17 protein-coding genes are annotated in these 17,959 nt (G+C 68.3%); 5 read left to right on the plus strand and 12 right to left on the minus strand.

Annotated elements, in window-relative coordinates; all coding sequences use genetic code 11:
- Positions 1-86: 86 nt before the first annotated feature.
- The 5 genes from NOV86_RS02600 to NOV86_RS02620 form a co-directional block, all read right to left on the minus strand.
- Positions 87-1,724, minus strand: coding sequence for a DUF7289 family protein (locus NOV86_RS02600; RefSeq protein ID WP_438266704.1), 1,638 nt, complete (start codon positions 1,722-1,724; stop codon positions 87-89).
- Between the two features lie 344 nt (positions 1,725-2,068).
- Positions 2,069-3,679 (minus strand): DUF7289 family protein, encoded by a 1,611-nt coding sequence (locus tag NOV86_RS02605; protein ID WP_267639669.1) that lies wholly within the window; start codon positions 3,677-3,679, stop codon positions 2,069-2,071.
- Positions 3,680-3,957: 278 nt separating this feature from the next.
- Complete coding sequence (locus tag NOV86_RS02610) at positions 3,958-4,806, minus strand: enoyl-CoA hydratase/isomerase family protein (RefSeq protein WP_267639670.1); 849 nt, start codon at positions 4,804-4,806, stop codon at positions 3,958-3,960.
- Positions 4,806-5,690: a 3-hydroxyacyl-CoA dehydrogenase family protein gene (locus tag NOV86_RS02615; protein ID WP_267639671.1), complete on the minus strand. Its 885-nt coding sequence runs from the start codon at positions 5,688-5,690 to the stop codon at positions 4,806-4,808. Before NOV86_RS02615 ends, NOV86_RS02610 begins: the two co-directional genes overlap by 1 nt.
- Positions 5,691-5,792: 102 nt before the next feature.
- On the minus strand, positions 5,793-7,421 hold the full coding sequence (locus NOV86_RS02620) for an alkaline phosphatase PhoX (protein ID WP_267639672.1): 1,629 nt from the start codon (positions 7,419-7,421) through the stop codon (positions 5,793-5,795).
- A gap of 201 nt (positions 7,422-7,622) precedes the next feature.
- Here NOV86_RS02620 and NOV86_RS02625 point away from each other — a divergent pair, with 201 nt between their 5' ends.
- A complete protein-coding gene (locus NOV86_RS02625; RefSeq protein WP_267639673.1) occupies positions 7,623-8,084 on the plus strand; it encodes a DUF6069 family protein in 462 nt (153 codons plus the stop codon).
- A 69-nt stretch (positions 8,085-8,153) separates the two neighbouring features.
- On the opposite strand, the gene NOV86_RS02630 is transcribed toward NOV86_RS02625, so the two are convergent.
- Positions 8,154-9,575, minus strand: a complete 1,422-nt coding sequence (locus tag NOV86_RS02630; RefSeq protein ID WP_267639674.1) for an OB-fold domain-containing protein — start codon at positions 9,573-9,575, stop codon at positions 8,154-8,156.
- Complete coding sequence (locus NOV86_RS02635; RefSeq protein ID WP_267639675.1) at positions 9,575-10,777, minus strand: thiolase domain-containing protein; 1,203 nt, start codon at positions 10,775-10,777, stop codon at positions 9,575-9,577. Before NOV86_RS02635 ends, NOV86_RS02630 begins: the two co-directional genes overlap by 1 nt.
- Before the next feature lie 122 nt (positions 10,778-10,899).
- Between NOV86_RS02635 and NOV86_RS02640 the strand changes: the two genes are divergently transcribed.
- On the plus strand, positions 10,900-11,361 hold the full coding sequence (locus tag NOV86_RS02640) for a DUF5518 domain-containing protein (RefSeq protein ID WP_267639676.1): 462 nt from the start codon (positions 10,900-10,902) through the stop codon (positions 11,359-11,361).
- A 114-nt stretch (positions 11,362-11,475) separates the two neighbouring features.
- Positions 11,476-11,964 carry a MaoC/PaaZ C-terminal domain-containing protein gene (locus NOV86_RS02645; RefSeq protein ID WP_267639677.1) on the plus strand — a complete coding sequence of 163 codons (489 nt, stop codon included), beginning with the start codon at positions 11,476-11,478 and terminating at the stop codon, positions 11,962-11,964.
- Positions 11,965-11,980: 16 nt separating this feature from the next.
- Here the strand turns inward: NOV86_RS02645 and NOV86_RS02650 are convergent, their stop codons facing one another.
- Together NOV86_RS02650 and NOV86_RS02655 are read right to left on the minus strand one after the other, a co-directional pair.
- On the minus strand, positions 11,981-12,595 hold the full coding sequence (locus tag NOV86_RS02650) for an HdeD family acid-resistance protein (RefSeq protein WP_267639678.1): 615 nt from the start codon (positions 12,593-12,595) through the stop codon (positions 11,981-11,983).
- A gap of 20 nt (positions 12,596-12,615) precedes the next feature.
- Positions 12,616-13,236 carry an HdeD family acid-resistance protein gene (locus tag NOV86_RS02655; protein WP_267639679.1) on the minus strand — a complete coding sequence of 207 codons (621 nt, stop codon included), beginning with the start codon at positions 13,234-13,236 and terminating at the stop codon, positions 12,616-12,618.
- Between the two features lie 306 nt (positions 13,237-13,542).
- Between NOV86_RS02655 and NOV86_RS02660 the strand changes: the two genes are divergently transcribed.
- On the plus strand, positions 13,543-14,871 hold the full coding sequence (locus tag NOV86_RS02660) for a metallophosphoesterase (RefSeq protein WP_267639680.1): 1,329 nt from the start codon (positions 13,543-13,545) through the stop codon (positions 14,869-14,871).
- Here NOV86_RS02660 and NOV86_RS02665 read toward each other — a convergent pair.
- Positions 14,852-15,442: a hypothetical protein gene (locus tag NOV86_RS02665; RefSeq protein ID WP_267639681.1), complete on the minus strand. Its 591-nt coding sequence runs from the start codon at positions 15,440-15,442 to the stop codon at positions 14,852-14,854. The two genes, NOV86_RS02660 and NOV86_RS02665, sit on opposite strands and share 20 nt — an antisense overlap.
- Positions 15,443-15,618: 176 nt before the next feature.
- Here NOV86_RS02665 and NOV86_RS02670 point away from each other — a divergent pair, with 176 nt between their 5' ends.
- The gene (locus NOV86_RS02670) at positions 15,619-16,605 is read left to right on the plus strand and encodes a hypothetical protein (protein ID WP_267639682.1); all 987 of its coding nucleotides are present in this window, start codon (positions 15,619-15,621) and stop codon (positions 16,603-16,605) included.
- On the opposite strand, the gene NOV86_RS02675 is transcribed toward NOV86_RS02670, so the two are convergent.
- Together NOV86_RS02675 and NOV86_RS02680 are read right to left on the minus strand one after the other, a co-directional pair.
- Positions 16,588-17,349 (minus strand): GIDE domain-containing protein, encoded by a 762-nt coding sequence (locus NOV86_RS02675; RefSeq protein WP_267639683.1) that lies wholly within the window; start codon positions 17,347-17,349, stop codon positions 16,588-16,590. The genes NOV86_RS02670 and NOV86_RS02675 overlap by 18 nt on opposite strands.
- Positions 17,350-17,940, minus strand: a complete 591-nt coding sequence (locus NOV86_RS02680) for a LemA family protein (protein WP_267639684.1) — start codon at positions 17,938-17,940, stop codon at positions 17,350-17,352. It abuts the gene before it with no gap.
- Between the last annotated feature and the right edge of the window lie 19 nt (positions 17,941-17,959).

A 17,959-nucleotide genomic window follows, 5' to 3' on the forward strand; every position in this document is an offset into this window, starting at 1 on the left:
CCTCTCTTCCGTCTCCGGGCGATAAGGCTTCACCGATAGCTACCTAAGGAGATTGGTAGCAGAACGTAACATGTCCCGCCGGGTGCTCAGGCGGCCTCGACGACGATGCGCTCGTCCTCGTCACCGTCGTCGAGCCGGACGTCGTGGACCGAGACGTGCAGGAACGTGATCGGCGGCGGGAACAGGCCGTCCTCGAGCTGGAGCGTGGGCTCGGTCCCGACGAGGCTCGGGTCGTGGGTCAGGCCCGTGCTCGACCCGACGTAGGTCGGGCCGGCGACGATGGCGCCCTCGATGTTGCTGTTCCCCGTCGCGATGCAGACGTCCCAGCCGTCGCACTTGGTCTTGGTGTCGATGGTCGCGACGTTGGTCTCGCCGGGGTCCAGTGCCGGCTCGTCCCGCGGCGCGTAGATGGTGCCGTAGAAGGCGGTGCTGCCCCCGGTGAACCCGACCTGCATGTCCGAGGTGCCGTACACCTGGAGGTGCTGCGCCTTGCCGGTGATGCCGCCCTGCCCGTTCTTCATGCCGAAGTGGCCCGTGGTGTAGACGCGGAACGCGGTCCCCGGACTCGGGTTGTCTATCTCGATGTCGCCGTCCTCCAGCGCGATGCTCCCGTTGACGATGAGCGTGACGTTCCCGCCCGAGAGGTCGACCTCGATGTCGTCACCGGTCGAGACGATGTCGGAGTCGACGTAGTAGGTCTTGCCCTGGTCCAGTTCCTCGGTCAGGGGGTTCGGCCGCGGCATACTCGGGTCGTCCTTCGCGGCCTCGACCTTGCGCTCGATGGCGGGGTCGATCTCGGTCAGGTCCGCGTTCACGTTCGGCTCCTCGGAGCCGTTGATGGAGTTGTTCTTCTTCTTGTCGATGTCACCCTCGGCCTTCACCGGGCCCGTGATGCCCCCGGCGTTCCCGTTCGCGTCGACCTTCACGTCGCCCTCGGCGCCGCCGGTCGCGTACACGCCCTGCGCGAAGTTCCCGTCGATGAGGGGTCGCCCGAGCTTGACGATGACCGTCTCGTTCGCCTCGTCGACCGAGACGGCGACGTCGTTGGTCCGCTCGCGGAGGTACTCGGCCCAGCCGGCGTAGTACTCGCTCTGTATCTCGACGGTGACGAGCTGCCCTTCAACGTAGCCGACCCGGTTGACGGGCGACCGCGTGCCGTTCTTTCGCACCTTCACGACGCCGTTCGAGAGCCGCTCCTCCCCGGAGACCACCGGGATGGGGAGGTTCAGGGTGCCGTCGCGGTAGTGGAACTGCGGCGCTGCCACCATGACGGTCTCGTTGCCGGTGCCGCGCCAGACGCCGCCGGCCTGGTACGCGTACACCGTCTCGCCCTTGCGGTACTCGATGGAGCCGAAGGACTGGTTCGCGAGTTCGCTCCCGTTCGCGGTCACCGTGATGCGACCTGTGTTCTCCCGGTGGACGGTCCCGTCGCGCGACCCGAGCGCGAAGTCGACCTGGTCCGAGCCGTCGTCGCTCAGCGCGACCGAGTCGATGGTCCGGTCGAGTTCGAGGAACGTGTACTCGATGCGCTTGGTCTCGCTCTCTTGCTGTTGCTCCTCGAGCGTCAGCCCACCGACGACGAGGATCGAGACGACGCCGATGGTGACGAGACCGATGAGCAGCACCATCGCTACCACTGCTGTCTGACTGCGGTCCCCACCGCGTGCCTGTCCGGTCACCTGTCCCCCCCGGGTGCCCACCCCTGTGGATGAGGGACGTATCATCGTGAAAGGAATTGCACCCGACACGTAAATAGAAATCGAATTTTTTACTATATTTCCTGAATGAGACACCCGTTGCTGGAGTAAACTCAATACACAATTTCAGAAAGAAATCCTCAGGAAATCTTTGAAAGGCCCTAAGAGACGTTCAAGGCGTGCTGAATGTTGCCGGTAGATGGCCGCAACATTCTTTCGTCCGTGTCGGCCGAGACCTGACTGGCAGTCGAACCGTCGTGACCTGTCCGACGTACTCGGTGGAACTGGTCAATCGAAGAACATCCTCGTAACAGGAGGAAACCCGGTCGTCGCTGACTGCGACCGACGAGAAGAGATGCTGCCCGACGCCCTCAGTGCGCCACCGCCGCGCCAGCGTGGTCGGCGACGACGATGCGTTCGTTATCGTCCTCACCGTCCTCCAGTTCCACCTCGTGGACCGAGACGTGGAGGAACGTGATCGGCGGCGGGAACAGGCCGTCTTCGAGCTGGAGGTCCGGGTCGAGCGTCGAGAGGCTGGAGTCGTAGGTCATCTCGGTGCTCTGGCCGAGTTTGGTCGGGCCGCCGACGATGGCGCCGTGGATCTCAGAGCCACCCTGGATGATGCAGACGTCCCAGCCATCGCAGGTGTCGGCATTCTTGTAGCGGTCGTAGACAGGATTCGCCTCGTTCGAGTCGAGTGCCGGCTCGTCGCGGGGTGCGTAGATGGTCCCGTAGAACTCCGTGTTCGACCCGCCGGTGATGTAGACGGTGGTCTCGGAGGTCCCGTATATCTGCAGGCGTTCCGGCTCGTCCTCCTCGCCGGCCACGCTCTTTTTCATCCCGTAGTCGCCAGTCATGTAGACCTTGAACGAGGCGTTGCCCGTCTCGTTGTTGATGTTCAGGTCCTCCTTTTCGAGGTAGAGACTTCCGTTCAGGATAAGCGTCACGTCACCGTTCCCGAGGTCGACGTCGATGGACTGACTGTCAGCGACGACGTCCGAATCCGCGAAGTAGGTCTTTCCGTCCTTCAGTTCGGTCGTCGCCGGGTCGACTGTCGTGATGGAGCTACTGTTCTTCGCCGTGTCGACCTTCGTCTCGATCACCATGTCGATCTCCGAGAGGTCCGACTCGACGTTCTGTTGCGTCGTCCCGGTGATGTTCCCACTTCCCCCCGTGGAGATGTTCCCTTCCGCCCGGACCGGCCCGTTTATCTGTGGGCTGCCGTTGTCGACGGTCACATCCCCATCGGCACCGCCGGTCGCGTACACCCCCTGGGTGAAGTTGGTGTCCGCCATCGGCCGCCCGAGCTTGACCAGCACCGTCTCGTTCGCGTCGTCGACCGAGACGGCGACGTTGTTGGTGCGGTCCCGGAGGTACTGGGCCCAGCCGTTGTAGTACTTGCTCTGGATCTCGACGGTCACGAGCTCGCCCTCGACGTAGCCCACGTTGTTCACCGGGGCCATCGTCTGGTTCTTGGATATCTCGACGACGCCGGAGGAGAGCTGTTGTTCGCCACTGACCGTCGGAATTGGCAGGTTCAGCGTGCCGTCGCGGTAGTGGAACTGCGGCGAGGCGACCATGCTGGCGTCGCCACCGGTGCCACGCCAGACGCCGCCAGCCTGGTAGGCGTAGACGCTGCCGTCCCGCCTGTACTCTATCGAGCCGAAGGACTCGTTCGCTATCTCTGTCCCGTTGGCGGAGACGACGATGCGGCCGGTGTTCTTCCGGAAGACGGCGCCCTCTTTCGTTCTGATGTCGAAGTCCACCTGCCGGGTCGCACCCCCACCGAGGGCGACGGAGTCGACGCCCTCGTCGAGCTGGACGAACACCTGCTCGATGCGCTGGTCCTCGGCATCGTCTTTCGATTCCTGCAGGGCGACACCACCGAGGACGACGATGGACACCGAGCCGATGGCGACGATGCCCACGAGGAGGACGACGGCGAGGATGGCGGACTGCCCTCGCTCGTCCCGGTGTGTCACACCACGAGTGCCGTCGGGTCCGCTGCCCCCAGCAGCCGGACCGTGGGTCGGGAAAGCACCTCTCATCACATCGAGACTGGCAGGGACCGAACATATAGGGGGACTACGGTTGTGGACCGTTTTCGCCGTTCACACGGGCGTCACGCGGGTACGACGCACCCGTGCTTTCACGCGGTGCACGCAGAAAGAAGAATCGAGAAGAGGCTTTGAACGGTCTCGGGCGTTTCTGAACTATTCAACGAATTCACACGAACGGGCGATTGCCGCGAGGGGGGCCCTCAGCGCGGTTGCCACTCGGGCTCTCTGTCCTCGAAGAACGCGTCGATGCCCTCGTTCTTGTCCTCGTTGGCGAACAGCAGCGCGAAGAGTTCGGCCTCGTACTCGATACCCTCTTCGAGGCCCATCCGCGAGCCCGCCTTGACGGCCTTCTTGGCGATCTCGAGTGCGAGCGGGGACTTCGCGGCCATCTGGCCGGCGAGGTCGTAGACGCGCTCGTCAAGGTCCTCCTCGGGGTAGACCTCGTCGACGAGCCCGATGTCGTTGGCCTCCGCGGCGTCGATGAGTTCGCCAGAGAGGATGAGCCGCATGGCCTGACCCTCGCCGACGAGGCGGGGGAGGCGCTGGGTCGCGCCACCGCCGGGCATGATACCGAGGTTGATCTCGGGCTGGCCGAGCTTCGAGCCTTCCTGTGCGATGCGCACGTCACAGCCGAGCGCGAGTTCGGAGCCGCCGCCGAGGCAGTGCCCGTTGATGCGGGCGATGACCGGTTTCTCCAGGTCGTCGACGTACTCGTACACGCGGGGGCGCTTGGAGGCGTCGCGCTGTTCGATGGCGTCGCGCTCGCGCAGTTCCGTCACGTCCGCGCCCGCGACGAACGAACTCGACTCGTCGGAACCGGTGAGGACGACCACGCGGATGGCGGAGTCGGCCTCGACCGCGTCGAGCACCGACTTGAGTTCGCGCCGGAGCTGGGCGTTCAGCGCGTTCCGGGAGTCCGGCCGGTTCAGGACGACGGTCCCGACGCCCTCGGCGTGGTCACCGACCGTGACGTCCACGAGGTCGCACTCCTCGGCGGCCGCGACGGCGTCGGCACCGTCCGACTCCGCGTCGGTCGCGTCCTCACCCATCAGTCGTCACCCCAGTCGCCGCTCGTGCCGACGATCTCGCCGTCCTCCCAGACGTAGAAGCCCTCGCCGGTCTTCTTGCCGAGCTTGCCGGCGCGAACCTTCTGCTTGAGCAGTTGCGGCGGGCGGAAGCGCTCGCCCAGCTCTTCGCGCAGGTACTCGAGGATGTCGAGACGCACGTCGAGCCCGACCACGTCACCCAGCTCGATGGGGCCCATCGGGTGGTTGTACCCGAGTTCCATCGCGGTGTCGATGTCCTGCGGGGAGGCGACGCCCTCCTCCAGCATCCGGATGGCCTCCACGCCGAGGGAGACGCCGAGACGCGAGGACGCGAAGCCGGCGGAGTCCCGGACCGTCACGGGTTCGCGGTCGATACCGGAGACGAACTCCTGGGCGAATTCGACGGTGTCCTCGCTGGCCTGTTCCGGCACGACGATCTCGACCAGTTGCATGATGTGGACCGGGTTGAAGAAGTGCAGTCCGACGGCGCGCTGGTCGTGGTCGAGCGCGCTGGCGATCTCCGTGACCGAGAGCGAGGAGGTGTTCGAGGCGATGACGGTGTCGTCGCCCGCGAGTGCCTCCACGTCCTCGAAGGTCTGCTTCTTCAGGTCCATCTTCTCCGGGACCGCCTCGACGACGATGTCCGCGCCCGGGACCGCCTCGTCGAGGTCGACCGCGGTATCGATGCGGTCGAGCGTCTCCTCCATCTCGGCTTCGGTGACCTTGCCGCGGTCGACCCCGCCCTGGAGGTTCTTGCGGATGCCCTCTATCCCGTTCTCGACGTACTCCTGTTCGATGTCGCGCATCGTGACGGAGTGGCCGGCCATGGCGCAGACCTGTGTGATTCCGTGCCCCATCGTGCCTGCTCCGAGTACACAGACTTTCATGAACGATACCGCTCGGGCGAGGGCCGTAAACGTTGGCGCTTCGGCAGGCAAGCGTATGATTGTCAGTGCCTGACAGGGCCGCGACGACGGCCAGATTCGGGGTCAGTGCTCGGGGTCGTACAGCCAGAGCTGGTTCGGTGCGTGCGGGCCGTCCTCTCCGACGAGGACGCGCCCGTCCGGGAGCACCACGACGTTGTCCGGCCCCCAGAAGGTGGTCTGGGAGCCGGCGACCGCGGGCTCGATGCGGGCCACGTCGAAGTCGGTGTCGAGCCGTGCCCGGTACAGCACCCCGTAGGGGTGACGGTCCAGCACGATGTCGTCCCGGGGGCGGGCGTCGAACCCGCTTGCGTCGGCCGAGCGCATCGTCCCCCGGACCGCGGAGACCACGATGTAGAGGAAGTCACCCGGTTCCGCGCCGGGGCGGACGTTGACGCCCTCCATCTTGTTCCACTCGGCGGTCGCTCCCCTCGCCAGGGCGGCCTGCCGGGATTCGAGGAACGCGACGCGGTCGTCGGCGGCCTCGCCGGCCGCCCACGCCTGTACGTCGTCGCGGGTGAGGTACCGGGCGGGCGAGTCGGTCTCGCCAGCGGTGCCCTGCGTGTCGCCGACTTCCTGCCCCTCGTACTCGGCGACCCAGCGAGCGATCTCGGCTTCTCGTCCGTGCGCCAGCCGAACCCAGTCCACGTCGAACCCGACGGTCGCCGGGTCCGTTCCCGGGTCCTGCGTGAGTTTCGCGGCGAAGAGCGTCCCCGCCGAGAGGTCGCCCGGCGCGTCGGCGACGAACTTGAACAGCACGCCGCCGGCCGCGTCGTCGCTGAGATACACGGTACGCCGGTCCGGCATGACAACCGCGGCCTCGTGGGAGAACCGGCCGAGTGCGAACCGGCGCGTCGGTGCTGGTGTCCGCGCCAGCGGCTCGGTCACCTCCACGATCCAGCCGTACCGGTACGGGTTCCCCGGCCGGCCGAGGTAGCGTTCGACCTGCAGGTGTGCGTCCTTCCAGGTCGTGCCCGCGTACCAGTTCGCCGCCGGCGGTTCGTACTCCTCCGAGAGCAGTGGTGTGCCCCACGGCGACACCGTCCCGAAGCAGGTGTTCCAGAGGCCGTCGAGCGCCCGGAGGTCGAGGTTCTCGGCACCCCGGACCTGCCAGCCCGCGCCCGTCCGCTGGAGGTGCAGCCTGCTCACCGCCGCCGGGATGTGTTCCCACGCCGTGTAGAGGTAGCCCTGCGACGGGTCGTCGGGGAAGGCGACGAACCCGTTGAAGTCCGGCTTGCTCGCGTCGGTGAGCTCGGTTCCGTCCGCCGCGTACGTCACGCCGATGCGCTCCCCGGTCGCCAGCCGGTCGCCGCCGTTGCAGAGCACGCGATGGGCCCCGATGCACGACCGGAAGACGCGCTTGCCCTGCCGGGTCCAGGGGTAGGTGAGCGCGTCGACCGTCGCGGGGAGCGCCGTCAGGTCCACTCCCTCGAAGACGCCGATGCCGCCGCAGTCGTACGGTTTCTCGTTGCTCGCATCCGGGTGGGCCACGTTGCAGAAGAGCGTCCCGTCGTCCGTGAGGTACAGCCCGGTGAACTCGGCACCGAGGACCGTCGTGGCCACTCGCGTGAGCGGCCCGGTCGCACAGTCCCAGCGGGTGAGGCGGTCGCCGACCAGGCCGCCGCCGACCCCGAGGGCGACCGCGCCGGCCCCGAAGAGGCCGAGGCTCTGCCGGCGCGTGAGTTCGCGGCCCATGTTCTCTGAGTGACGTAGGCACGCGAGGGTGATTACCTCGCGGCGACCCCGTCACCACCCCGGAACGTACCCACCACCCCGGAACACGCTGCCTACCCGGGAACGTGCTCCCCACGGAGAAACCTCGGGGAAGGTGGTTCCCCGGAAGTTAGCGCCAGCACTGACACGTCATCTTATGCCGTCAGAATACGTACATCCGCCATGCAACTCGATACCGCACTCACCGCTGTCCGTCGAACCGTCGCCCCCTACGGCTACCCTGTCCGGGTCGTCCTCGCCATCGTCGCGTCGATGGTCGGCAACGCCGCGTTGCTCGCCATCGCGCTCGCCCTGTCGGTCGCGCCGGGGTTCATGGCGCTCGCGTACCCGCCGGTCCTGTTCCTGACCGTGGTCGGGGCCGCCGGCGCCGCACTCGTCTACTGGGTGCTCACCACCCGGGTCGAGAACCCGGACCGGACGTTCAAGCGCATCGTCGTCGCCGTACTCGCGCTGTCGTTCATCCCCGACTTCGGCCTGCTCGTCGCTGACGAGGCGGCGACGCTCGCCGGCGTCATCGTCCTCATGCTCATGCACGTGGTCGTCGCGGTCGCGTGCGTGGCGTTGCTGCCGGCCGGGCAGATCGTCCCGAGTCCGGAGCCCGAGGCCGAGTCTGAACCGCGGTAGCGACCGAACCGACCGGTCTCCCGATTTATCTCGTTCGCTCCCTGGAGAAGGGGCGCTGCGGGAGCGGAGTCAGTCCTGCGGTCTAATCTTGAAACCGTACCTCGTCACACCCTCCTGCGTGTAGATGCGGCGGATGACCGTCTCCACCGGATCGCCGACGGAGAGCGCGTCGGGTGCCGCGTCCGTCACCTGCGCCGGGGCGCTCACCGACCCCGACGTCGGGCCGTCGAGTGCGACCACGGCGACCGCGAAGTCGCCGGCCTTCGCCTGCTGCTCGGCGAACTCGGGTGGGGCACCGCCCTGCGAGATGGTCGTCAGGGCCTCGACCGTACCTGTTCCTGCCAGCTCGACCGGCTCGTAGTCGCCCAGGGTGTTGCACTCGCTGCAGGCGCCCTCCGGCGGGAAGTTGAGCGCCTCGCACTCGGGACAGCGCCCGGCTTCGAGCCGGTAGCGCTGCGGGATGCTCCGCTTCCACGACGGCACCGAGACGTAGGCACCGCCGCCCGAGGGCGGTCCGGAGGTGACCTCGCCGCGCTGGCGGAGGTACTCGGCGTAGCTGAGGGGTTCGTCGCCGTCGAGGCGGAGCGAACACGGCAGGCCGGCCTCGCACTCGAGGACGAGGGCGTCCGACCCGGCACCGCTGCCGAAACTGACGCCGAGGATGGTCTGCTGGTCGTCGTCCGCGAGCGCCGTCGCGAGGCCGAGTGGGACGCTCGCGGCGCCGGTATCGCCCAGCTCGTGGACGGTCGCGCAGGCCGCGATGGTGTCGGTGTCGACGCCGAGGCCGCCGGCGACGCGGTACGGGAGCCGGCCGTCGGGCGACTGGATGGCCGCGGCGTCCGGGTCGAGCGCCTCGACCTGTGCGGCCGCGCCGGTGACGACCTCGCGGAAGGCCTGGCGGTCGTAGTTCGTCACGTCCAGCCCCTCGATGCGGTCGCTGCCGGTCTCACGGAACCGGGTGCCCGGGTAGGGCGTGGCGTACTCGGCACGGTCGGTCACCTGCGCGAGGCCCTCGTCGACCACGACGAAGGCGGCCGCGCCGGCCCCGGCGGCGTGGTCGACCGCGTCGTCGAGGTGCCCGCGGGGGCAGTCCGCGACGACGACGAGGCCGATACCGTCGCCGAGGTCGGCGTCGATGGCCGCGAGCAGGGCCTGCGTGCCGGCGCGGGTGCTGCCGGAGAAGGAGCGCCGGGCCGCGGTCTCGGGGACGCCGAGCATCGCGCCAAGGCGGGCCGTCAGGTCCTCCTCGGCCATCGGGGGCGTCGTGCTCGCGAAGGCGAGGTAGGAGACGTCGTCCCCGTCGGTCCCGTCCGCGTGCAGGACGTCCCGGGCGACCTCGGCGGCCATCGTGAGGGCGTCCTCGTCCGCGCCCGCGACCGCCTTCTCGTCGATGCCGCCCGCCTCGAAGCGTCCCCACGCCTCGGCGAACTCGTCCGACGTGATGCGGAACCGGGGCGCGTAGCCCGCGACCGCGCGGAACCCGTTCGTCATCACGCGCTCACCTCCTCGTCCGCGGCGGCGCCGTCCGGCCCCTCGCGCTCGAACAGGTGGACGACCGCGGCCCCGCCGCTCCCGCCGACGTTGTGGGTCAGCCCGCGGGTCGCGCCCTCGACCTGTCGCTCGCCGGCCTGGTCGGTCAGCTGCTTGAACGCCTCGACCACCTGCCCGGCGCCGGTCGCGCCGATGGGGTGGCCCTTGGACTTGAGGCCGCCGGAGGTGTTCACGACCACGTCGCCGCCGTAATCGGTCGCGCCGGAGGCGACGAGTTCACCGGCCTCGCCCGGTTCGCAGAACCCGAGGTCCTCGTAGGCCATCAGCTCCGCGATGGCGAAGCAGTCGTGCACCTCCGCGAAGTCCATCTCCGTCGGGTCCATGCCGGCCATCTCGTAGGCCCGGTCCGCGGCCATCTTCGACGCCGGGACGTTCGTGTAGGTGTCGCGCTGGAACAGCCCGACGCGGTCAGAGGCCGCGCCGACGCCCGCGACCCGGACGCGCTCGTCGGTGAACTCCTCGACCACGTCCTCGCTGACGACGATGGCGCAGGCCGCCCCGTCGGTCGTCGGACAGCAGTGATACAGGGTGAGGGGGTCCGCGACCGTGGGCGCGTTCATCGCGTCCTCCAGCGAGCACTCGAAGCCGAGCTGGGCGTGGGGGTTCATTGCGCCGTGGCTGTGGTTCTTCACGGCGACGTGGGAGAGCTGTTCCGTCGTCGTCCCGTGCTCGGCCATGTGGGCGCTGGCCATCTGGGCGTACACGCCCGCGAAGGTGGTCCCGGAGAGGCGCTCCCACTCGGTCTCGCCGGAGACGCCCAGCCAGTACTTCGTGGCGTCGCTGGACATGTCGGTCATGATCTCGACCCCGCCCGCCAGCACCACGTCGGCCATCCCCGACTTGACGGCCTGGACCGCCTGCCGGACCGCGTACCCGGAGGCGCCACAGGCGTTCTCGACCCGCGTCGTCGGGACGCCGTGGAGGCCGACGTGCTCGGTCACGGCCGGCCCGGAGAGGCCCAGCTGGCGACCGCCGACACCCAGTGTGCCGACGACGGCCTCGTCGAAGTCGTCCGCGTCGATACCGCGGTCGACGCTCTCGACCGCCGCCGTGAAGGCGGTCTCGAACAGCGACCGGTAGCTCTCGTCGGGGAACGAGCCGAAGTCGGACTGGCCCGCCCCGACCACGTACGCATCACGCATACGGGGGGGTTCACCCGCCCCAGTGAAATAGCCCACCCCGTCTACACGCGGGCCGGTCCGCCCACCGTGCCAGCATGTGACCAGTACGTATCTTTATATTTCGAGAGGGGGATATGAACGATATGGCACTCAATTTCGACGAGCGCAGTTCGGAGAACGGGTTCTGGATCAACGCCGCAATCGGGGGGGTCGCGGCCATCGTGCTGTCGTTCGTCCCCTTCTCGCCGGTCCTCGGCGGCCTCATCTCGGGCTACCTCGAGCGAGACACCCGCCGTAACGGGAGCCTGAAGATCGGCGCCGCGTCCGGCGCCATCTCGCTCATCCCGATGTTGTTCGTCGGGGTGTTCTTCGTCGGGTTCGGGTTCCTCGGGGCGCTGGGTGGCGCCGATGCAGCGATGGGGGTCGTGTTCATGCTGTTCCTCTTCGCCATCATCGCCGTCATCGGGGCCATCTACACCATCGGCCTCGGCGCGGCCGGCGGCTTCCTCGCACACGTCCTCTGGGAGGACGACTGGGAGCGCTCCCGCAGCGGCGGCCGCCAGGCAGGCTACGACGAGCCGGCCTACGAGACGCAGCAGCACTGAACCTGCACCCGTCACGGCCCCGGGGTCGGGGCCGTGGGAACCGGACAGTAGACACACGTCGCCCGCGTGTAGACGGGGTACCATTTATACGGGCACCGGGTGAACCAGTCGCTCATGGTCTACAGTTACGAACCGCATTACTTCGAGGACATGGAGGAAGGGATGACGTTCGAGAGCGCCGGCCGGACCGTCACCGAGTCGGACTTCGTCTTCCACTCCATGTTCGCCGACGACTGGACCGAACTCCACACCAACGCCGAGTACTCCGAGGAGGGGCCCTTCGGCGAGCGCATCGGTCACGGCCCGATGACGTTCATCCTCACGACAGGGATGGTCCAGCGCTGTGGCTTCGTCGAGCGCACCGTCATCGCCTTCCTCGGCATGAACTACATGGACGTCCCGAACCCGCTGACCATCGGCGACACCATCCAGTCCGAGTTCGAGGTCACGGAGACCAAGGAGTTCGAGTCCCGCGAGGATGCCGGCCTCGTCGTCATCGACTCCGAGACGACCAACCAGGACGGCGAGATCCTCCTGCAGGGCGACATGAAGTTCATGTTCAAGCGTCGTGACTTCTACGGCGACAAGCCCGGCCACCCCTGAACAGCCGCCTCTCTCCCTATCGTTCGCTCGCCCGCCCAGCCGCCGGTGTCGCATCCTCGGTGGGCTCGGCGGGTCGTGCGCCCACTGCCAGCATGACGAGCGCGAGCCCCGTCGTCGCGACGGCGATGCCGAAGACGAGCCCGATGCCCCACGGTTCGGGCGACGGGAGCCCCAGCCAGAGGGCGACTGCGGCGAGGATGGAGACGCTGCCGGCGACGAGTGGCCACTGCCAGTTCGGTTCGCCGCGGATGCCGACGCCCAGGACGAACTGGGCGACGCCGACCGTCAGGAACAGCGCGACGAGCAGGACCCAGAGCGAGAGGAGGCCGAGGGACGGGTTCGCCAGCACGAGGATACCGAGCGCGGTGAACAGGGCCGCGACGAGTCCCTGCCAGACGACGCCGCGCCAGTCACGGGCCGAGAACGCGTGTGCGACCTGGATGGTCCCGCCGACGACCAGTATCGTCCCGAGCACGACCGCGAGCGAGACGCTGCTCACGTGCGGGAAGACGATGGCGACCAGCCCGAGCAGGCCGAGGGCGACCCCCACCGAGAGCAACACGCGTCGGCTCTCGTAGAGCCCCGGCTGGAGGTCGCCGGGGGCGGGTTCGTGTCCGAGTTCGGTCGACATGGCTCCGGTACCGTCCGGGGTCAGACGCCGCCGGGTCTCGCGGTCGGCGGGGTCGGTTCCTCGGCCTCGACGGCCTTCTTCGTCCCCATCGCGACCATGATCATCGAGATGCCGGTTGCGAGCAGGTGCACGCCGAACAGCAGGCCGATCGCCCACGTCGCCGTCGAGGGGAGGCCGAGGAACAGCAAGACGGCGACGAGGAGGCTGATGCCCCCGCCCACGATGAGCCAGGCGGAGTTCGGCTGGCCGCTGGTCTGCAGGCCCAGCACGACCTGGACGATGCCACTCGAGACGAGGTACGCGACGAGCAGGACGGTCAGGGACGCCAGCCCGAGGACGGGGTTCGCGAGGACGAGTATCCCGGCGACGGCGTAGACGACCGCGAGGATGGTCTGCCAGACGAAGCCGGTCCACCGCCGCGCGGAGAACGCGTGGGCGATGGTGAAGAACCCACCGACGACCAGCGCGGCCCCGAACAGCAGGGCTATCGAGACGCCGGTGAGCAGCGGGAAGACCGCCGCGAGGATGCCCATGACGGCCAGCGCGATGCCCACCACGAGCAGGGCCCGCCACGAGTCCTCGATGCCGGTCTGTTCCGCGTCGGTGCCCGCGCCGGTCCCAGCGATGGTGTCTGCACTCATGAGTTGGTCCCCGAAGGGTAGGGCGCAGAACGGATTAGCTAATCTTCGGGTGCGCCCGAGAAGTCGCCCGCGCTTGCAGGTCTCGGGAGTCCTGTTCGTCTCGTGTCGCATCCCGCCGCGAGGTGCTGACACCACCCGGACAGGCGGCGCAAGAAGCAGGAGACAGAGCGACGGTCACTCGTGTCGAGTGCCCCACTGGACCTCTCACCGTCCTGTGTCGAGCAGCCGTTAGTCCCCTCGCCGGCGGAGACAGTCACGGACCGGCACAGAGTTGGTAAGCCGCCAGGGCGCCTACCCCTTCCAGCCATGGCCGAGGTGTACTACGTCATCAGCGACCTCCACATCGGGGGTGACGAGGAACTCCAGGAGTGCGCGTTCGAGTCGGAGCTCATCGAGTTCCTGCAGACCCTCGCGACCACCGACGAGGACGCCGAACTCGTCATCAACGGCGACCTCTTCGGCCTGTGGGAGTTCACCGAACTGACGGGGCTGGCGAAGTTCGACGCGCTCGTCGAGCACCACCCCGACCTGTTCGAGCAGTTCCGCAGGACCGGCGAGACCGTCGACATCACGCTCATCCCGGGGAACCACGACGCCGAACTGGCGGGCTACCCCGAGTACGTCGACCGGCTCGCCGCCTACAACGTCGACCTCCAGCCCGAACTCCACCTCGTCCGGCCGGTCGGCTCGAAGCGCCTCTGGATCGAACACGGGATGCAGGAGGACCCGAACAACCGGCTGCCGCAGTTCGGCAACCCCTTCGCGAACCCCCTCGGCTACTTCGTCAACCGGCACGTCACCGGGAAGGCTGGCCAGCTCTCGAAGCGGGGGCGGTACAACTGGCTGAAGGACATCCAGTCGGTGACGCCGCTGGCCGACATCCCGGCCTGGATGATCTCGAACTACTACTACCGCGAGATGAGCCCGTTCCTCCGGTACGCCTCGCTCCCGTTCCTGCTGCTGTTCAACCTCACGCTCCTCTGGGTCGTCGGGGCGACGCTGGAGCGCGTCGGCCTCCTGCGCACCAGCGTCTTCACCGACGCCGCCCTCCTCGGCCAGTTCGGCATCGTCGGCGACGTCTTCTCGCTCGTCCTCTTCATCAACTTCGTCGTGATGGGGCTGCTCGTCGCACTCGCCATCCCGGCGTTCGTCCTCGCCCGCGACGTGAGACAGACGCTCCGGCGCTTCGGCATCCTCAGCACCGAGACGGTCGTCGAGGAGGAGGACGCCCACTACGTCGACGCGGCACTGGACGTGTTCGCCTCGACGCCCGACGTGGTGGCGTTCATCTACGGGCACACGCACCGACCCTCGCTCAGGCGCATCCAGAACCGGGCCATCGTCAACACGGGGACCTGGCTGAAGCGCTTCGACCGGGTGCCGGTCCGGTTCGGGCTGCTCCCGCCGGTCTACCGCCCCGCGTACTGCCTGAACTACTTCCGCATCCACGAGTCGGCGGGCCGGGTCGTCATCGACTACGAGGTCATCGAGAAGACGGCACCCCCGGAACTCACGCTGCTCCAGCGCCTGCTCGTCAGCCGCCACACCCCGGCGACGCCGGTCCCGCCGCGGACGGTGCTGGAACCGGACGAGCCGCGGACCGTCTCGGCGCCGGTCACACCTGCTCCTCGATGACGGACTGCTCAGACTGGTCCGGTGCCGGCGACCCCCTGAGCGCGCCGACGGTCATCGAGAGCCCGACCACGACGAGACCGGCCCCGCACAGCAGGCCGAGCGCCCACACCGCCCGGCCCGGGAGGTCGGCGACGAGGAGCGTCGCGACGACCAGCAGCGCGGCCCCGCTGAGGACCGCCTCGCGCCGGGGCGGGACCGGCGTCGCGACCGCGGTCGCGAGCCGGAGCAACCCGGTCGCGCCGTAGAGGATGGCGAACAGGGTCGCGAGTCGCGTCTGCCCGAGTGGGACCAGCAGGAGTGCGAGCCCGACGAGCAGGTAGCCCATCGCCTCGGCGACCCCCGTCAACCCCGCCCTGAGCGAGTCCGCGACCTTCGCGTCGGCGACCATGGCGATGCCCGCCCCGACGAGCACGACGCCGAGCCAGAGCCGGACGATGCTGCCCGCCAGCGCCGGCATCGTCGCGACGAAGACGCCGAAGCCCACGACGATGATGCCGAACGCGAGGCGGACGCGGCTGGCTGCTCGCAGGTCGGTCGTCGATGCCGGTGGTGCTGCAGTGTCGGTCCCCATGTCCCTCGTTCAGGATACGGCCCGGACGGGCATAGCGAGGCATTGCTGGTCTGGCGATACCTCAACCCTCGTGGGCTCGCCGGCGACCGGGGCGGCTCCGGCGACAGCCGTCCGCATATTCTCCCGGGACTGGCCGATAGAATTTAGCCGGTCCCCGTCTGCTATCGAGTCGATAGATGTCGATATTTCCACATTCACAGGTCCCGACCGTCGAGGTGTTCTCCGTCGACGACGTCTCTCCAGCGGCCGTCGCGGCCGTCGAGTCGGTCTACGAGGAGACATTCGGAATCCCGGTGACACGTCGCGGCGCGCTCGGGGAACTCGACCGGGACCGCGACGACGACCCGCCACGGGCCAGTGCGTACCTGCGGACCCTGGCCGGCGCGTCCGACGCCGACTTCGCGTTCGCGGTGACCGACAGGCCCCTCCGGCTCTACGGCGGCGACGAGGTCAACGGGATGTTCCACGACGGGGAAGGGGTCGCGGTGGTCACCATCGACCAGCTGGTCGACGGCGACGAGTTCGATGCCGACGCGCGAGTGGCCTTCGAGCGCCTCGTGCGCCAGTTCGCGGGCGGCCTGTTCGGGTTCCAGTCCCACGAGGACTGCGTCATGGCCTCGACCGAGGCGGACCGGGGCCTCGCGGACATCCCGGACGACTTCTGTGACGACTGCGCCAAGCGCCTCCGCGGCGAGGACACCGCGCCCGAACCCGACGAGTGGCACGTCACCACGAAGGAACTCGAGGAGTTCGAGACCGCGATGCGCTGGGCCGACGGCGACATCAGACTCACCGAGTACCCCCTCATCGCGCTCGGCATCGCCTACAACACCGTCGAGGACATCGGCGCGAGACTGCCGAGTATCGGCAGCAGGGCGCTCCCCCGGTCGGTCCGTGCGAGCATCCACAAGACGTACCGGTCGGTCCGGTTCGTCGTCAACGCCGTGCTCTTCCTCGTCCTCGCCGGCGCGACGTTCGTCCTGTTGCTCGACGGCTACGGGGCCCTCACCGGGAGCGAGGCCTCGACGGCGGTGGCGTTCGGCGGGCTGGTCGTCGCGGTCGTCCTCGGCATCGTCGAACACGCCATCGTCACCGGCATCGTCGGTGGCCTGTTCCAGGGGTTCGCCGAGGGCGCCCGCGAGGGCCTAGGCGCCGAGGAATAGCTGGGCGATACCCGAGAGCCAGAGGAACGCCGCGAGGCCGACCGTCGAGAGCACGACGCCGATGGCGACGGACTTCACGAGCGAGAACCGGCGTTCGTCCTGTAACGTCTCGCGCACTTTGTTCGCCAGCAGCGCGTCGCCGACGTCGCCCTCGACGACGATGGGTTTCGCCACCTCGTCCTCGCGCGTCTCGTCGATGGTGGCCCGCCCGAAGACGTACACCTCGTCGCCGGGGGCGAGGTACTCGTACTCGAACTCGCGGTCCTTCGACATCCCGAGGTCGGGGAGGTCCCGGTCCTCGGCGAACGCGGCGACCCGTGCCGGTGGGTCGTCGTAGCTCTTCACCTCGAACGACGCCTGCCGGTCGTCGGTCAGGTCCAGCGTGAATGCGGCCGGGTCGACGCGGGCGCGCCCGTGACCGTCGTCGACGACGAAGGGGACGCTCTCGCGTTCGTCCACCTCGGTCGACCACGCCGTCGTCGTGTGGTCGCGGACCGTCAGGTCGTAGCAGACGCAGTCCTCGTCGCCCACCGGCACCTGCACCGTCTCGCCGAGGGGCTGGACCGTCCCGCTGACGGCGACCGTCCCGAGTGCCACCGCGTCCAGTCGCGAGATCGGTGTGTCGGTCACCGCGTGGTCCTCGCGGTAGCGCTGGAAGCCGTCGCTGACGTACTGGAGGCCGACGAACACCGAGAGGAACGACCCGACCAGCAACCCGACGTAGAGCAGGACGCCGAAGACCATCTACTGGCTGGCGAGGTCGAGGCGGTCGTCCAGGTCCACGCCCTCGTGGGCCTCCGCGGAGGCCACGAAGGGTTCGCGCCGGCGGTAGTTCCGGTAGTCCGCGATGAACCGCTCCGGGACCTGGTTCAGCCGACTGTTGTACGCGGCGACGGCCTCGTTGTACTCCTCGCGACGGTTCTCGAGGCGCTGTTCGAGGCGTTCGATGCTGCGGGCGAGGTCGTCGAATCGGTCGCTGGAGTCGAGTTCGGGGTACTCGCTGGAGAGGTCGTAGAGCTCCTGGGCGGACTCACGGAGGACGACCAGCGCCTCCTGGGCCTCCTCGGGGGACTGGGCCTCGATGGCGCGTTCCCGGGCCTCGAGGACGTCTTCGAGGACGTCCTTCTCGTGGGAGACGTGCTGTTTCGTCAGGTCGGCGAGGTTCCCCAGCTCCTCGGCCCGTCGTTCGAGCAGGACCTCGACGTCGCTCCAGGTCTTCTGGCAGCGCTCTCTGGACTCCACGAGGTTGTTGTGCGCGCTTCCGAGGTACCTGAACAGGCTGTACCCGACGAGTGCGACGCCGAAGCCGGCGACCACGAGGACGAACGTGTTCATCGATACACCCTGCATTCGG

It is taken from the genome of Haloarchaeobius amylolyticus (assembly GCF_026616195.1).
Taxonomy (GTDB): domain Archaea; phylum Halobacteriota; class Halobacteria; order Halobacteriales; family Natrialbaceae; genus Haloarchaeobius; species Haloarchaeobius amylolyticus.

Coding starts and splice junctions, on each gene's coding strand:
- NOV86_RS02675 (WP_267639683.1), bottom strand. CDS start 17,349: ATGGTCTTCGGCGTCCTGCTCTACGTCGGGTTGCTGGTCGGGTCGTTC.
- NOV86_RS02615 (WP_267639671.1), bottom strand. CDS start 5,690: ATGAAAGTCTGTGTACTCGGAGCAGGCACGATGGGGCACGGAATCACA.
- NOV86_RS02625 (WP_267639673.1), top strand. CDS start 7,623: ATGCAACTCGATACCGCACTCACCGCTGTCCGTCGAACCGTCGCCCCC.
- NOV86_RS02600 (WP_438266704.1), bottom strand. CDS start 1,724: ATGATACGTCCCTCATCCACAGGGGTGGGCACCCGGGGGGGACAGGTG.
- NOV86_RS02630 (WP_267639674.1), bottom strand. CDS start 9,575: ATGACGAACGGGTTCCGCGCGGTCGCGGGCTACGCGCCCCGGTTCCGC.
- NOV86_RS02670 (WP_267639682.1), top strand. CDS start 15,619: ATGTCGATATTTCCACATTCACAGGTCCCGACCGTCGAGGTGTTCTCC.
- NOV86_RS02640 (WP_267639676.1), top strand. CDS start 10,900: ATGGCACTCAATTTCGACGAGCGCAGTTCGGAGAACGGGTTCTGGATC.
- NOV86_RS02660 (WP_267639680.1), top strand. CDS start 13,543: ATGGCCGAGGTGTACTACGTCATCAGCGACCTCCACATCGGGGGTGAC.
- NOV86_RS02635 (WP_267639675.1), bottom strand. CDS start 10,777: ATGCGTGATGCGTACGTGGTCGGGGCGGGCCAGTCCGACTTCGGCTCG.
- NOV86_RS02655 (WP_267639679.1), bottom strand. CDS start 13,236: ATGAGTGCAGACACCATCGCTGGGACCGGCGCGGGCACCGACGCGGAA.
- NOV86_RS02645 (WP_267639677.1), top strand. CDS start 11,476: ATGGTCTACAGTTACGAACCGCATTACTTCGAGGACATGGAGGAAGGG.
- NOV86_RS02665 (WP_267639681.1), bottom strand. CDS start 15,442: ATGGGGACCGACACTGCAGCACCACCGGCATCGACGACCGACCTGCGA.
- NOV86_RS02610 (WP_267639670.1), bottom strand. CDS start 4,806: ATGGGTGAGGACGCGACCGACGCGGAGTCGGACGGTGCCGACGCCGTC.
- NOV86_RS02650 (WP_267639678.1), bottom strand. CDS start 12,595: ATGTCGACCGAACTCGGACACGAACCCGCCCCCGGCGACCTCCAGCCG.
- NOV86_RS02680 (WP_267639684.1), bottom strand. CDS start 17,940: ATGAACACGTTCGTCCTCGTGGTCGCCGGCTTCGGCGTCGCACTCGTC.
- NOV86_RS02620 (WP_267639672.1), bottom strand. CDS start 7,421: ATGGGCCGCGAACTCACGCGCCGGCAGAGCCTCGGCCTCTTCGGGGCC.